This window comes from Pseudomonas sp. UBA6315 (assembly GCF_002438125.1).
Taxonomy (GTDB): Bacteria; Pseudomonadota; Gammaproteobacteria; order Pseudomonadales; family Pseudomonadaceae; genus Aquipseudomonas; species Aquipseudomonas faucium.
The window spans coordinates 1-14,820 of record NZ_DJTF01000124.1 but is presented as its reverse complement, the minus strand read 5'-3'; the positions used below and the strand labels follow the sequence as shown (position 1 = coordinate 14,820).

10 protein-coding genes are annotated in these 14,820 nt (G+C 64.4%); 4 read left to right on the top strand and 6 right to left on the bottom strand.

What is annotated here, in order from left to right; genetic code table 11:
- A partial coding sequence (locus tag B3E94_RS14645; RefSeq protein WP_286914057.1) for an RHS repeat-associated core domain-containing protein occupies nt 1-738 on the bottom strand: 738 nt, incomplete at its 3' end.
- A 162-nt stretch (nt 739-900) separates the two neighbouring features.
- A complete protein-coding gene (locus B3E94_RS14640; RefSeq protein ID WP_176517138.1) occupies nt 901-2,250 on the bottom strand; it encodes an NCS2 family permease in 1,350 nt (449 codons plus the stop codon).
- Nucleotides 2,251-2,534: 284 nt separating this feature from the next.
- On the opposite strand from B3E94_RS14640, the gene B3E94_RS14635 reads away from it, so the two are divergent.
- Together B3E94_RS14635 and aqpZ are read left to right on the top strand one after the other, a co-directional pair.
- Entirely contained in the window at nt 2,535-3,290 is a 756-nt protein-coding gene (locus tag B3E94_RS14635; RefSeq protein ID WP_176517136.1) for a GntR family transcriptional regulator, read from the top strand.
- A 218-nt stretch (nt 3,291-3,508) separates the two neighbouring features.
- Nucleotides 3,509-4,207, top strand: a complete 699-nt coding sequence (gene aqpZ, locus B3E94_RS14630; protein WP_236237137.1) for an aquaporin Z — start codon at nt 3,509-3,511, stop codon at nt 4,205-4,207.
- Here aqpZ and guaD read toward each other — a convergent pair.
- From guaD to xdhA, 4 genes are all read right to left on the bottom strand, one after another.
- Entirely contained in the window at nt 4,204-5,508 is a 1,305-nt protein-coding gene (gene guaD / locus B3E94_RS14625; protein ID WP_286914056.1) for a guanine deaminase, read from the bottom strand. The two genes, aqpZ and guaD, sit on opposite strands and share 4 nt — an antisense overlap.
- 10 nt (nt 5,509-5,518) lie before the next feature.
- Nucleotides 5,519-6,364, bottom strand: coding sequence for a xanthine dehydrogenase accessory protein XdhC (gene xdhC, locus B3E94_RS14620; protein ID WP_236237135.1), 846 nt, complete (start codon nt 6,362-6,364; stop codon nt 5,519-5,521).
- A gap of 130 nt (nt 6,365-6,494) precedes the next feature.
- Nucleotides 6,495-8,894: a xanthine dehydrogenase molybdopterin binding subunit gene (gene xdhB / locus B3E94_RS14615; protein WP_176517131.1), complete on the bottom strand. Its 2,400-nt coding sequence runs from the start codon at nt 8,892-8,894 to the stop codon at nt 6,495-6,497.
- Nucleotides 8,887-10,341, bottom strand: coding sequence for a xanthine dehydrogenase small subunit (gene xdhA, locus B3E94_RS14610; RefSeq protein WP_286914054.1), 1,455 nt, complete (start codon nt 10,339-10,341; stop codon nt 8,887-8,889). The genes xdhB and xdhA overlap by 8 nt, the downstream gene beginning before the upstream one ends.
- A 266-nt stretch (nt 10,342-10,607) precedes the next feature.
- Here xdhA and B3E94_RS14605 point away from each other — a divergent pair, with 266 nt between their 5' ends.
- Nucleotides 10,608-11,267 (top strand): GntR family transcriptional regulator, encoded by a 660-nt coding sequence (locus tag B3E94_RS14605; RefSeq protein WP_286914053.1) that lies wholly within the window; start codon nt 10,608-10,610, stop codon nt 11,265-11,267.
- A 3-nt stretch (nt 11,268-11,270) separates the two neighbouring features.
- Nucleotides 11,271-14,759, top strand: a complete 3,489-nt coding sequence (smc, locus tag B3E94_RS14600) for a chromosome segregation protein SMC (protein WP_286914052.1) — start codon at nt 11,271-11,273, stop codon at nt 14,757-14,759.
- The last annotated feature ends 61 nt before the right edge of the window (nt 14,760-14,820 follow it).

Genomic DNA, 14,820 nt, shown 5'->3' with positions numbered 1-14,820 from the left:
TCGAATTCGCGTTCGCTGGCCTGCTGGGGCGCGCAGTATCCGGCCTGTTCGGTAGTCGGAATGAACTATAGAGCCTGCGAGCAGCCCGCCTGCGGAGTTGAAGACCACCCCGACCGATGCAGCCCCTGCCTGTTCATTGTTACCGTGTTGAATGGCGTCCTTTGCCACTTTGCCCCACTCGAAACTGGATCCGAAGAAAAGAGACGGTTCGCTCAAGCTCAATTTCTTGTGTGGGCTCTGGCTGGCGGACGCATCCTGAGAGCGGGTGATATAGCTGTCAGCCTTCCAGTCCGGAATGCTGTTATCCCCATGGCTCCCCAGGGCATCATTGATCAGCGCTGTGGCTTTTCCCCATTGTGAGGACGTGTCAACATTCTCGTGCAGGCGTTTGCGAGTGGGAGAGAACTGCTCAACTGGAATATCGCCGGGTGTGAATATATTGCTGAACGTGTTGACGATACCTTTGAAAAAGGGGCTCTTTCCTTCTGGGTCGGTCATGTTTATTGGGTCGCCCAGGCAATACGCATAGGGGTTCATTCCCCCTTTGTCGAAAGGGCTCAACGCATCGGGGCTGTGGAACCTCATGAGCCTTGGGCTGTACGCTCGATACCCGTTGCCTAACAGGTAAAGGCCGGTAAATGCCTCTTGAAACTCGCCATTGAAGCCCAGCTGGCTTTTGCGCAGCGTGCTATGGCCATAAGGGCTATAAGCGCGTGTGGGGAGGGCCGGATTGTGCATGGTCAGCCTCTTGGTGATAACGCCTGTGAGTGCTGAATGACTTGTATCAAGCCCCTCTATACCTTGCACCTGACAAAAATATCAGTCGCCCCTCGCCAAGCCTCTGCAAAAGTTGCCACATGAAAAAGGGCGCCGAAGCGCCCTTTGTATGTGCGGTCAAATTCAGAGGAACACGAACTTGGCAATGAAGATCGCGCACAGTACCCACAGGCTGGCCGAGATCTCTTTGTACTTGCCAGTACCCGCCTTCAACGCCACATAGCTGATGAAGCCCAGGGCAATACCATCGGCCACCGAGAAGGTCAGCGGCATCATGATGACCGTGACGATCGCCGGAATGCTGTCGGTGGCCTCATCCCAATGGATGTGCGCCATGCTGCCCATCATCAGCATGGCCACATAGATCAGCGCACCGGCAGTTGCGTAAGCCGGAATCATCCCCGCCAGCGGGGCGAAGAACATGGCGGCGATGAACAGGATGCCGACCACGACAGCGGTCAGGCCAGTGCGGCCACCCGCCGCGACACCTGCGGCACTCTCTACATAACTGGTGACCGGCGGCACGCCGACCACGGCGCCGAACACGCTGGAAGCACTGTCGGCCTTCAGCGCCCGCGACAGGTTCTCGATGCGCCCGTCCGGTGCCACCAGGTTGGCGCGCTGGGCCACGCCCATCAGGGTGCCGGCGGTGTCGAACATGTGCACGAACAGGAACGCCAGCACAACGCTGATCATGCTGACGTTGAACACACCCGCCACATCCATGGCCATCCAGGTCGGCGCCAGGCTTGGCGGCATCGACATCACCCCGCCGAATTTCACCAGGCCCAGGCCCCAGCCGGCCAGGGTCACGCCGATGATGCTGATGAGGATGGCGCCGAACACGCGCTTGTAGCTGAGGATGGCGATCAGCAGGAAGCACACCGCCGCCAGCAGTGGGCCGGGCTCATGCAGCGAGCCCAGCTTGATCAGGGTGGCCGGGCTGTCGACGATGATGCCCGCGGTCTTCAGGCCGATCAGCCCGAGAAACAATCCGACGCCGGCCCCCATGGCATGGCGCAGGCTGACTGGGATGCTGTTGAGCAGCCATTCGCGCACTTTCGACAAGGTCAGGAACATGAACAGCACGCCCGAGACGAACACCGCCCCCAGCGCGGTTTCCCAGTTGTAGCCCATGGTGCCGACCACGGTGTAGGTAAAGAAGGCGTTCAGCCCCATGCCCGGTGCCAGGCCCACCGGCCAGTTGGCGTACAGGCCCATCAGCAGGCAGCCGAGTGCGGCGGCGATGCAGGTGGCGACGAATGCCGCACCGTGATCGATGCCGGCGTCGGCCATGATGTTGGGGTTGACGAAGATGATGTAGGCCATGGTGATGAAGGTGGTCACCCCGGCGATCAACTCGGTGCGGACGGTACTGCCGTGTTGCTTGAGTTTGAAAATCCGTTCCAGCCAGCTCGTTTCGAGTGGTGGAGCGAGATCCAGCGTAGGTGCGTCGGATTTGCGGCTTTCCACAGCGAATACTCCTCAAGTCTTTCTTGTTGTTGTTGGAGCCAGTGACCTGCGCAATGCACTTGGTGGCTCCGCGAGGGAAGGCAGACGCCTGACACGCTTTGTTGACTCGCGGGTCAAGAAGTTGCCCGATGGATTATGCGTTTGTGTACAAAGAATGCAAATAATGTTTTATCTTTTGTGCGCAGAAACCGCCGTGCAACGGCTATATAGGTAAAAGCCCACCTGCAGAAACGGCTCAGCCTGTGTACAATGGCGCCATACTTTCCTTCGTGCCTCGAGAGCCCATGAACGAACAGCTGCAACCTCTGAAGAAACCTGCACGTGCCGGCAAGCCTGGCCGCAGCGGTACCCAGGACGACATCGTCTATGCGCATATCTTCGAGGCGATCCTCGAGCAGCGACTGGCGCCGGGCACCAAGTTGAGCGAGGAAGCGCTGGGCGAGATCTTTGGCGTCAGCCGCACCATCATCCGCCGCGCCTTGTCGCGCCTGGCCCATGAAAGCGTGGTGCTGCTGCGGCCCAACCGCGGTGCGGTGGTGGCCAGCCCAACGGTGGAGGAGGCGCGCCAGGTGTTCTTCTCGCGGCGCATGGTCGAGCGCGCCATCACCGAGCTGGCGGTGCAGCATGCCACCCTCGAGCAGCTCAATGAATTGCGCCACATGGTGCGTGAAGAACGCGACAGCTTCTCGCGCGGCGACCGCGGCGCCGGCATCCGGCTTTCCGGCGAGTTCCACCTCAAGCTCGCCGAGGCGGCGGGCAATGCTCCGCTGGTCAGCTTCCAGCGCAGCCTGGTCTCGCAGACCTCGCTGATCATCGCCCAGTACGAAAGCGGCAACCGCTCGCACTGCTCCTATGACGAGCACATGCAACTGATCGATGCCATCGAGGCGCGCGATGCCGAACAGGCCGTGAGCCTGATGATGCACCACATGGACCACATCGACAGCAAGCTCAACCTCGACGAGGAAAGCGCCTCGGACGATTTGCACGCGGTGTTCTCGCACCTGCTGAAAAAGCCCAAGGCGTCCGTCAAGGGTTGATCGTTTGCAGCGGGGGCCGCTTTGCGCCCCATCGCCGGCAAGCCGGCTCCCACAGAACTAGCGCATGTGGGAGCCGGCTTGCCGGCGATGGGGAGCAAAGCGGCCCCTTGCGTTGACTGGTTTTTCACCAAATCCCTGATAAATTTCTTATTGCAAACCCCTTTTCCAAGTAGTTGGGCTTGCGCAGTCCCTGCGTTCAACTACTTAGAGGAAAGGTCATGACGACGTCTTTAGGTGTGCGTATGGGTGCCGAGCTGGTCGGTACCTTCTGGTTGGTCCTGGGCGGTTGCGGCAGCGCAGTGCTCGCAGCCAGTTCCCCCCTCGGCATCGGCGTGCTCGGTGTCGCCTTCGCTTTCGGTCTCACGGTCCTGACCATGGCCTTCGCCATCGGCCACATCTCCGGCTGCCACCTCAACCCTGCCGTGTCGTTCGGGCTGGTGGTGGGTGGGCGTTTCCCGGCCAAGGAGTTGCTGCCCTACGTCATCGCCCAGGTGATCGGGGCCATTCTGGCGGCGGCGGTGATCTACTTCATCGCCAGCGGCAAGGCCGGCTTCGAGCTGTCCTCGGGCCTGGCTTCCAACGGCTATGCCGACCATTCGCCCGGCGGCTATTCGCTGGCGGCGGGGTTCGTCAGTGAAGTGGTGATGACCGCGATGTTCCTGGTGATCATCATGGGCGCCACCGATGCACGCGCACCGGCAGGCTTCGCCCCCATCGCCATCGGCCTGGGCCTGACACTGATCCACCTGATCTCGATCCCGGTGACCAATACCTCGGTCAACCCCGCGCGTAGCACGGGGCCGGCACTGTTCGTCGGTGGCTGGGCCTTGCAGCAGCTGTGGCTGTTCTGGCTGGCGCCGCTGATCGGGGCTGCGATCGGCGGCGCGCTGTATCGCGGCCTGGCAAAAGCCCCTTAGCGCTGGTGCACGCAACGGCCGGCGGCGTAGGTTTCACGCACCGTGCGGTCGTCGCCCAGGGTGGTGAGCACGAACAGGGTTTCCTCGATGCTGGCGGACTGCTGAATGCGGTAGTCCAACAGCGGCGTGGCCTTGTAGTCGAGCACCACGAAGTCGGCGTCGTTGCCAGGGCGCAGGCTGCCGATGCGGTCGTCCAGGCGCAGCGCCCGGGCGCCGCCGAGGGTGGCCAGGTACAGCGACTTGTAGGGGTGCAGGCGCACATCCTGCAGCTGCATCACCTTGTACGCCTCGTTCAGGGTGTTGAGCAGCGAGAAGCTGGTGCCGGCACCGACATCGGTACCCAGGCCCACGTTGACCTTGAACTTCTCCGCTTGCGGCAGGTTGAACAGGCCGCTGCCCAGGAACAGGTTGGAGGTCGGGCAGAAGGCGATGGCCGAGCCGGTTTCGGACAGGCGCTGGCACTCTTCGTCGCACAGGTGCACGCCATGGGCGAACACCGAGCGCTCGCCGAGCAGCTCGAAGTGGTCGTAGACGTCCAGGTAGCCTTTCTGCTCGGGGAACAGCGACTTGACCCAGTCGATTTCCTTGAGGTTCTCGGACAGGTGGGTGTGCAGGTACACGCCCGGGTGCTCCTTGAGCAACTGGCCGGCAACCGATAGCTGCTCCGGGGTGCTGGTGGGGGCGAAGCGTGGGGTTACCGCGTAGTGCAGGCGGCCCTTGCCGTGCCAGCGTTCGATCAGCGCCTTGCTCTGGGTGTAGCTGGTTTCGGCGGTGTCGGTAAGGTAGTCCGGGGCGTTGCGGTCCATCATCACCTTGCCGGCGATCAGGCGCAGGTCCAGGCGCTCGGCCTCTTCGAACAGGGCATTGACCGACTCGGGGTGCACGCTGCCGAACACCAGGGCGGTGGTGGTGCCGTTGCGCAGCAGCTCCTTGAGGAAGATCTTCGCTACCATGTCGGCATGGGCCTTGTCGGCGAACTGTTTTTCGCACGGGAAGGTGTAGGTGTTGAGCCAGTCCAGCAGCTGTTCGCCGTAGGAGCCGATCATGCCGGTCTGCGGGAAGTGGATGTGGGTGTCGATGAAGCCTGGGGTGATCAAGGCGTCCTGGTAATGCACCACTTCGATGTCGGCGTCCAGCGTCGGCAGCAGCTCGCTGGCGTGGCCGAGGGCGCTGATGCGGCCATCGTCGATCACCAGCAGGCCATCTTCGAAGTATTCATGGGAGGCGTCCAGGCCCACCTCGGCCGGGTCGGCGATGCTGTGCAGGATGGCGGCACGGTAGGCTTTGCGGGTCAGGGTCATAACACACTCGTCAAAGGGCTTGGCTGCGCCGGGAAGGCGGCAGCAGTTGGGCAATGGGGCCGGCATTCACACCAGCGTCGTGCTGGCCGAAGCAGGCGTTGTAGGTGGCAATGATTTCGGCGGCGATGGACACGGCGATCTCGATCGGCAGCTTGCCCTTGACCTCGGCCAGGCCCATCGGGCAGCGCATGCGCGCCATCAGGGCGTCATCGAAGCCGCGCTCGCGCAGGCGGTGCTCGAACTTGACCCGTTTGGTCTTCGAGCCGATCAGGCCGAACCAGGTGAAATCATTGCGCTTGAGGATGGCGGCGGTCAGCTCCAGGTCGAGCTGGTGGTTGTGGGTCATGACGATGCAGTAGCACCCGGCGGGCAGCTCGGCCACTTCGTCGACCGGCTCCTCGCTGACCACCTTGGTCACCCCGTTGGGGATGAGTTCGGGGAATTCCTGTTCGCGCGAATCGATCCAGCGCACCCGGCAGGGCAGCGCGGCGAGCAAGGGTACCAGAGCGCGGCCGACATGGCCCGCGCCGAATACGGCGATCTCCGCCTGCACCGCGGCCATCGGCTCGAACAGCAGCACGGTGGCGCCGCCGCAGCACTGGCCGAGGCTGGCGCCGAGGCTGAAGCGCTCAAGGTGCGGGGTGCTGCGGTGCTCCTCGAGCATCTGCCGGGCGATGTGCAGCGCCTTGTATTCCAGGTGGCCGCCGCCGATGGTGTCGTACAGCCCGGTGGCGCTGACGACCATCTTCGAGCCGGCGTTGCGTGGGGTCGAGCCGCGCTCCTCGATGATGGTCACCAGCACGCAGGCTTCGCCGCGGGACTGATGGTCGGCGAGGGCGTTGATCCATTGGTGCATGATGCAAATCCTCATGTTCAGGTGGCCTGTTCGGGCCCTATCGCCGGCAAGCCGGCTCCCACAAAATCAGTGCCGCTTGTGTGGGAGCCGGCTTGCCGGCGATAGGGCCCGAACAGGCGCCCAGCCAACCTCAGTGAGTCACGGTTTCCAGTTCTTGTTCGGCGCTTTGCTGCTGAGCTGCCGCCTGGCGCATCTGCTCGCACCCCCACAACACCCGCTCCGGCGTTGCCGGCGCGTCGATATCCGGCTGCACCTTGTAGTCGGCCATGCTGGCCACGGCATCCTTGATCGCACACCAGGCAGCGATGCCGAGCATGAACGGCGGCTCGCCCACGGCCTTGGAGTGGAACACCGTGTCTTCCGGGTTCTTGCGGTTTTCCACCAGCTTCACCCGCAAATCCAGCGGCATGTCGGCCACGGCCGGGATCTTGTAGCTGGCCGGGCCGTTGGTCATCAGCTTGCCCTTGGCGTTCCACACCAGTTCCTCGGTGGTCAGCCAGCCCATGCCCTGGATGAAGCCGCCTTCGACCTGGCCGATGTCGATGGCCGGGTTCAGCGAGTCACCCACATCGTGCAGGATGTCGGCGCGCAGCATCTTGTATTCGCCGGTCAGGGTATCGACCACCACCTCGACGCAGGCAGCGCCGAAGGCGAAGTAGTAGAACGGCCGGCCGCGCGCCTGGCTGCGGTCGTAGAAGATCTTCGGCGTGCGGTAGAAGCCGGTAGTGGACAGCGACACCTGGGCGAAGTAGGCCTGCTGCACCAGCTGCTCGAAGCTGACGATCTGGTCGCGCACGCGCACATGGCCATTGCGAAACTCCACGTCTTCCTCGGTCACCTGGTAGTGCCGCGCGGCGAACTCGGTGAGGCGCTTCTTGAGGATCTCGGCGGCATTCTGCGCCGCCTTGCCGTTCAGGTCGGCGCCGCTGGAGGCGGCGGTCGGCGAGGTGTTGGGCACCTTGTCGGTGTTGGTGGCGGTGATCTGGATGCGGCTGAAATCGACCTGGAAGATCTGCGCCACCACCTGCGCCACCTTGGTGTTCAGGCCCTGGCCCATTTCGGTGCCGCCGTGGTTCAGGTGGATGCTGCCGTCGGTATAGATATGAATCAGCGCACCGGCCTGGTTGAGGAAGGTGGCGGTGAACGAGATGCCGAACTTGACCGGGGTCAGCGCCAGGCCTTTCTTGAGCACCGGGCTGTTGGCGTTGAAGCGGCGGATCGACTCGCGGCGCTCGGCGTAGTCGCTGCTGGCCTCGAGCTCCGCGGTCATCTCTTCGAGCATGTTGTGCTCGACGGTCTGGTAGTAGTGGGTGACGTTGCGCTCGGTCTTGCCGTAGTAGTTGGCCTTGCGCACCGCCAGCGGGTCGCGGCCCAGGTGGCGGGCGATGTGGTCCATCACCTGCTCGATGGCGACCATCCCCTGCGGGCCGCCAAAGCCGCGGTAGGCGGTGTTGGAGGCAGTGTTGGTCTTGCAGCGGTGGCCATGCACGGTGGCATCGCCCAGGTAGTAGGCGTTGTCGGAGTGGAACATGGCGCGGTCGACGATCGAACCGGACAAGTCCGGCGAGTAACCGCAGTTGCCGGCCAGGTCGAAGTTGATGCCGTGCAGCCGGCCATTGTCATCGAAGCCCACGTCGTACTCGACGTAGAACGGGTGGCGCTTGCCGGTCATCATCATGTCTTCGACCCGCGGCAGGCGCATCTTGGTCGGCTGGCCGGTCAGGCGCGCAATCACCGCGCACAGGCAGGCCGGGCTTGCTGCCTGGGTTTCCTTGCCGCCGAAGCCACCGCCCATGCGGCGCATGTCCAGCACCACCTTGTTCATCGGCACGTCGAGCACTTCGGCGACCAGCTTCTGCACTTCGGTGGGGTTTTGCGTGGAGCAGAACACGATCATGCCGCCGTCTTCGGTGGGCATCACCGAGGAGATCTGCGTCTCCAGGTAGAAGTGCTCCTGGCCGCCGATGTGCAGGGTGCCCTGCAGGCGGTGCGGGGCGCCGGCCAGTGCGGTGGCCGAGTCGCCGCGCTGGTGGGTGTGGCTGTCGAGCACGAAGTGCTTCTTGCGAAACGCCTCGACCACATCCAGCACCGGCTCCAGGTCTTCGTACTCGACGATCGCGGCCATGGCGGCGCGGCGGGCGGTTTCCAGGTCACGGGCGGCCACGGCGAGCACCGGCTGGCCGAAGAACTCGACCTTGTCGATGGCCAGCAATGGGTCGCCGGCGACCACCGGGCCGATGTCCTTGAGGCCGGGGATGTCTTCATGGGTGATGGCGATGCGCACGCCTTCGAAGGCATAGCACGGCGTGGTGTCGATGCGCAGGATGCGCGCATGGGCGCGGTCGGCGGTGCGCGCATAGACGTGCAGCTGGTTGGGGAATTCCAGGCGGTCGTCGATGTACACCGCTTCGCCGGCCACGTGCTTGTCGGCGCTGTCGTGCTTGACGCTGCGCCCGACCCCGGTGGTCAGGTCCTGGCTGAACAATTCGGCCATCTCGGCCTGGCTCTTGACGGCGTGATGGTTAGACATAGTCGGTCACCCGGGTTTCGATGTGCGGCGTTTGCAGTTCGATGAAGTACTTGCGCAACAGGTTCTGCGCGGTCAGCAGGCGGTACTCCTTGCTGGCGCGAAAATCGCTGAGCGGGGTGAAGTCTTCGGCCAGGGCCTGGCAGGCGCGCTCGATGCTGGCCTGGTTCCACGGCTTGCCGCGCAGGGCGGCCTCGCAGGCGCGGGCACGCTTGGGGATCGCGGCCATGCCGCCGAAGGCAATGCGCACGCCACTGACCACACCCTGTTCGATGCTCAGGTTGAAGGCTGCGCACACTGCCGAGATGTCGTCGTCCAGGCGCTTGGAGACCTTGTAGGCGCGGAAGGTCCAGTCGTTGCTGGCGCGCGGCACGATGATCTTCTCGATGAACTCGCTGTCCTGGCTGGCGGTGATGCGGTAGTCGATGAAGTAGTCTTCCAGCGCCATGCTGCGCTGGCGGTCGCCTTGGCGCAGGACGATCTGCGCATCCAGGGCGATCAGCAAAGGTGGCGAATCGCCGATCGGCGAGGCATTGCCGATGTTGCCGCCCAGGGTGCCCTGGTTGCGGATCTGCAGCGAGGCGAAGCGGTGCAGCAGGTCGCCGAAGTCCGGGTATTCCTCGTTGAGCGCGCCGTAGCAGTCGGTGAGCGGGGTGGCGGCGCCGATTTCCAGGTGGCTGGCGGTCTTGTCGATGCGCTTGAGCTCGGCGACGTGGCCGACGTAGATCATCACCGGCAGGGTCTTGTGGAACTGGGTCACTTCCAGCGCCAGGTCGGTACCGCCGGCCAGCAGGCGGGCTTCAGGGTGCGAGCTGTACAGGTCGGCAAGGTCGGCCACGGTCAGCGGCACCAGGCAGCGCTTGTCGCCGCTGTTGAGTTCGCCGGTCTGGGTCGGGGTGATGGCCTTGAGGCGGCTGATGGTCTGCGCCTGCTGGGCATCGAACTGGTCGCGGCAGGGCAGGCGGCAGCTCTGCTCGGCGGCGTCGAGGATCGGCCGGTAGCCGGTGCAGCGGCACAGATTGCCGGCCAGGGCTTCCTGGGCCTGGTGCAGGTCGTGGCCCTGGCTGTTCTTCTGCAGGGCGAACAGCGACATCACGAAACCTGGGGTGCAGAAGCCGCATTGCGAGCCATGGCAGTCGGCCATGGCCTGTTGCACGCTGTGCAGCTGGCCCTGGTGCTTGAGCCCTTCGACGCTGATCAGTTGCTTGCCGTGCAGGGAGGAGACGAACGTCAGGCACGAGTTGAGGCTGCGGTAGCGCAGGCTGTCCTCGCCTTGTTCGTTCTGGGTGAGCTCGCCGACCACCACGGTGCAGGCGCCACAGTCGCCACTGGCGCAGCCCTCCTTGGTGCCGGGTTTGCCCAGGTGCTCGCGCAGGTACTGCAGCACCGTCATGTTCGGATCCAGGGCGTGCTCACTACGCAGCTCCTGGTTGACGAGAAACTGGATCACGGGGAAGGCCTCGCAATGGTTTTATTGTTGTTGAGCGGACAATAAGCAGACCTGACGAAGTGGTCAATATTTTTCTGACTTTCAAGTCAGGAAAATCCACATGTCGGCTCCCGACCGATCACACTGCCCATATTCAAAGCATAGATCGCGCCGGCCCGGTGACTGCCCGGCGGCCCAAATAAAGCGCCGTGCCCCTCTGCGCGAGCGCTGGGCAAGTGCGCTACAATCCGCCACTTGTGTCAGTTCAATGATTTTGAAGGAAAACCATGACGTTCAAGGCGCCGGACAGCCTCTCCGAGCAGATTGCCGATTACCTGGCCGAACGCATCATCCGTGGCGAACTTGCGCCGGGTGAGCGTATCCAGGAGCAGAAGGTCACCCAGGCTCTGAGTGTCAGCCGTGGCTCGGTGCGCGAAGCGCTGTTGATCCTCGAACGTCGCCATCTGGTGGCGATCCTGGCGCGTCGTGGTGCCCATGTGACCCGGCTCGACGAGCGCAGCGTGCGCAGCCTGTGCGCGCTGATGGGGGAGTTCTACATCCTGCTGGGCAACGCCGTTGCACAAAAATGGCGCAGCGATGCCGACCTGCGCCCGTTCCTGGAGATCCAGCAGCGCCTGCAGCAGGCGCGCGAGCAGCAGGACATCAAGGCATTCGTGGGCGAAAGCTTCGCGGTGATGCGCGCCGCCTACCCGTTCGCCGACAACCCCTACCTGCAGGAAACCGTGGAAAACCTGCAGCCGGCCATGAGCCGCGCCTACTACCTGGCCCTGGACCAGCGCCAGGCCAGCATGCTCGACTACCTGGACCTGTTCGCCCGCCTGCTCGACGCCGTGGTCGCCCGCGACCTGCCGCGCATCCGCGAGGTACTCACCGCCTATTGCCAGCGCAGTTGCGAGCTGGTGCTGGCGGCGCTGGCCCGAGGCTGATCGATGCGCCTGAAGTGCATTCGCCTGGCCGGGTTCAAGTCGTTCGTCGACCCCACCACGGTCAACTTTCCCAGCAACATGGCGGCCGTGGTAGGCCCCAACGGCTGTGGCAAGTCCAACATCATCGATGCGGTGCGCTGGGTGATGGGCGAAAGTTCGGCGAAGAACCTGCGCGGCGAGTCGATGACCGACGTCATCTTCAACGGCTCCACCAGCCGCAAGCCGGTCAGCCAGGCCAGCATCGAGCTGATCTTCGACAACAGCGAAACCACGCTGCTGGGCGAGTACGCGGCCTACGCCGAGATCTCCATCCGCCGCAAGGTCACCCGCGACGGGCAGAACACCTACTACCTCAACGGCACCAAGTGCCGGCGCCGTGATATCACCGATATCTTCCTCGGCACCGGGCTGGGCCCGCGCAGCTACTCGATCATCGAGCAGGGCATGATCTCCAAGCTGATCGAGGCCAAGCCCGAGGAGCTGCGCAACTTCATCGAGGAGGCGGCCGGCATCTCCAAGTACAAGGAGCGCCGCCGCGAGACCGAGAGCCGCATCCGCCGCACCCAGGAGAACCTGGCGCGCCTGACCGACCTGCGCGAAGAGCTGGAGCGCCAGCTCGAACGCCTGCACCGCCAGGCCCAGGCGGCCGAGAAGTACCGCGAATACAAGGCCCAGGAACGCCAGCTCAAGGCGCGCCTGGCGGCCCTGCGCTGGCGCGACCTGGACGAGCGGGTGCGCCAGCGCGAGGCGGTGATCGGTGACCAGGGGGTGGCCTTCGAGGCGCTGGTGGCCGAGCAGCGCAACGCCGACGCCAGCATCGAGCACCTGCGCGACGGCCACCATGAGTTGTCCGAACGCTTCAACCAGGTGCAGGGCCGCTTCTACTCGGTGGCCGGCGATATCGCTCGGGTCGAACAGAGCATCCAGCATGGCCAGCAGCGCCTGCGCCAGCTGCAGGACGACCTCAAGGAAGCCGAGCGCACGCGCCAGGAAACCGAGTCGCACCTGGGCCATGACCGCACCCTGCTGGCCACCCTGGGCGAAGAGCTGGCGATGCTCGAGCCGGAGCAGGAACTGACCCTGGCCGCCGCCGAGGAGGCCGCCGCCGCCCTCGAAGAGGCCGAGCTGGGCATGCACGGCTGGCAGGAGCAATGGGACAGCTTCAACACCCGCTCCGCCGAGCCGCGGCGCCAGGCCGAGGTGCAGCAGGCACGCCTGCAGCAGCTGGAGGCCAGCCTGGAACGCCAGGCCGAGCGCCAGCGCAAGATGGCCGAGGAGCGCGACCAGCTGGGCGCCGACCCGCAGGATGCGGCGATGCTCGAGCTTGCCGAACAGCTTGCCAGCAGTGAAATGTCGCTCGAAGCGCTGCAGCTTTCGGAAGGGCAGGTGATCGAGCAGCTGGAGGGCGTGCGCGAGGCGCTGCAGCAGGCCACCCAGGCCCAGCAGCAACAGCAGGGCGAGCTGCAGCGCCTGGGTGGCCGCCTGGCCTCCCTGGAAGCCCTGCAGCAGGCCGCCCTGGAGCCGGGTGCAGGTGCTGGCGACTGGCTGCGCGGGCAAGGCCTGGAGCAGCGGCCACGCCTGGCTGAAGGGCTGCGCGTGGCGCCGGGCTGGGAGCTGGCGGTGGAAACCGTGCTGGGCGCCGACTTGCAGGCGGTGCTGGTCGATGAGTTCGCCAGCCTGGATTTCAGCGCCTTGGAGCAAGGCGAATTGCGCCTGCTGCTGGCGACCGACGCAGCGCCTTGCCAGCCCGGTAGCCTGCTCGACAAGGTCGAAGGGCGCACTGACCTGGCGCCTTGGCTGGGCCAGGTCCGGCCGGTCGAAGACCTGGCCCAGGCCTTGGCCCAGCGCGCCTCGCTGGGTGAAGGGCAGAGCCTGGTCAGCCGCGATGGCTATTGGGTTGGCCGGCATTTTTTGCGCGTCAGCCGGGGCGGCGAAGCCCAAGGTGGGGTGCTGGCCCGTGGCCAGGAAATCGAGCGCCTGGGCCAGGAGCAGCTGGAGCAGGAGGCTGCGCTGGAGCAGCTTGAAGAGCAGCTGCAAGTGCTGCGCGAGCAGCAGCTTGGCCTTGAGGAGCAGCGTGAAGCGCTGCGCCGCCGCACCCAGGAAGAAAACCGCCTGCATGGCGAACTGAATGCCAGCCTCAGCGCCGGCCGCGCCCGCGCCGAACAGGTCGAATTGCGCCGCCGCCGCCTGCAGGAAGAATTGAGCGAACTGCAGGAACAGCGCGCACTGGAGCAGGAGCAGCTGGGCGAGTCGCGCCTGCTGCTGCAGGAAGCCCTCGAGCTGATGGCCCAGGACACCGAGCAGCGCGAGCAGTTGATGGCCCGCCGCGATACCTTGCGCGAAGGCCTCGACCGCATTCGTCAACAGGCGCGCCAGCACAAGGACCACGGCCATCAGTTGGCCGTGCGCCTGGGCTCGTTGCGTGCCCAGCATGATTCCACGCGCCAGGCCCTGGAGCGCCTGGAGCAGCAGGCCGCGCGCCTGGGCGAGCGCCAGCAGCAGTTGAACCTGAACCTGGAAGAGGGCGAGGCACCGCAGGAAGAGCTGCGCCTGAAGCTCGAAGAGCTACTTGAGCGGCGCATGAGCGTCGACGAGGAGATGCGCCAGGCCCGCCTGCACATGGACGAGGCCGACCGCGCCCTGCGCGACGCCGAGAAGCGCCGCACCCAGGCCGAGCAACAAGCCCAGTTGCTGCGTGGCCAGCTGGAACAGCTGCGCCTTGAATGCCAGGGCCTGGATGTGCGCCGCAAGACCTTGCAGGAACAATTGCTCGCCGACGGCTACGATTTGCAGGGCGTGCTCGCCACTGTCGAGGCTGATGCCAGCGAGCAGGGCACCGAGCAGGAGCTGGAGCAGATCGAGGCGCGCATCCAGCGCCTGGGCGCGATCAACCTGGCGGCCATCGAAGAGTACGAGCAGCAGTCCGAGCGCAAGCGCTACCTGGACGCCCAGGACGCCGACCTGGTCGAGGCGCTGGAGACGCTGGAGAACGTGATTCGCAAGATCGACAAGGAAACCCGCAACCGCTTCAAGGATACCTTTGATCAGATAAATGCCGGATTACAGGCACTTTTCCCAAAAGTTTTCGGTGGTGGCAGCGCTTATCTGGAACTGACGGGCGAAGATCTACTCGATACAGGGGTGACGATCATGGCGCGCCCGCCGGGCAAGAAGAACAGCACCATCCATTTGCTGTCCGGCGGCGAGAAGGCACTGACCGCATTGGCGCTGGTGTTTGCCATCTTCAAGTTGAACCCCGCACCGTTCTGCATGCTCGACGAGGTCGATGCGCCGCTGGACGATGCCAACGTCGGGCGGTACGCCCGGCTGGTCAAGGAAATGAGTGAAAGCGTGCAGTTCATCTACATCACCCATAACAAGATTGCCATGGAGATGGCGGACCAGTTGATGGGCGTGACCATGCACGAACCGGGTTGCTCACGTCTTGTTGCAGTTGATGTGGAGGAGGCGCTGGCCATGGTAGACGCCTGATTAGCGAAGATGGGTCGCATTCTGTAGGTAAATGCTACATGTCATGTGCGACAGACGGTGT

What these genes read in the sequence shown, in the direction of transcription:
- xdhB (WP_176517131.1), bottom strand. Translation starts at nt 8,894, where the DNA reads ATGTCTAACCATCACGCCGTCAAGAGCCAGGCCGAGATGGCCGAATTG.
- smc (WP_286914052.1), top strand. Translation starts at nt 11,271, where the DNA reads ATGCGCCTGAAGTGCATTCGCCTGGCCGGGTTCAAGTCGTTCGTCGAC.
- B3E94_RS14605 (WP_286914053.1), top strand. Translation starts at nt 10,608, where the DNA reads ATGACGTTCAAGGCGCCGGACAGCCTCTCCGAGCAGATTGCCGATTAC.
- xdhC (WP_236237135.1), bottom strand. Translation starts at nt 6,364, where the DNA reads ATGCACCAATGGATCAACGCCCTCGCCGACCATCAGTCCCGCGGCGAA.
- guaD (WP_286914056.1), bottom strand. Translation starts at nt 5,508, where the DNA reads ATGACCCTGACCCGCAAAGCCTACCGTGCCGCCATCCTGCACAGCATC.
- aqpZ (WP_236237137.1), top strand. Translation starts at nt 3,509, where the DNA reads ATGACGACGTCTTTAGGTGTGCGTATGGGTGCCGAGCTGGTCGGTACC.
- B3E94_RS14635 (WP_176517136.1), top strand. Translation starts at nt 2,535, where the DNA reads ATGAACGAACAGCTGCAACCTCTGAAGAAACCTGCACGTGCCGGCAAG.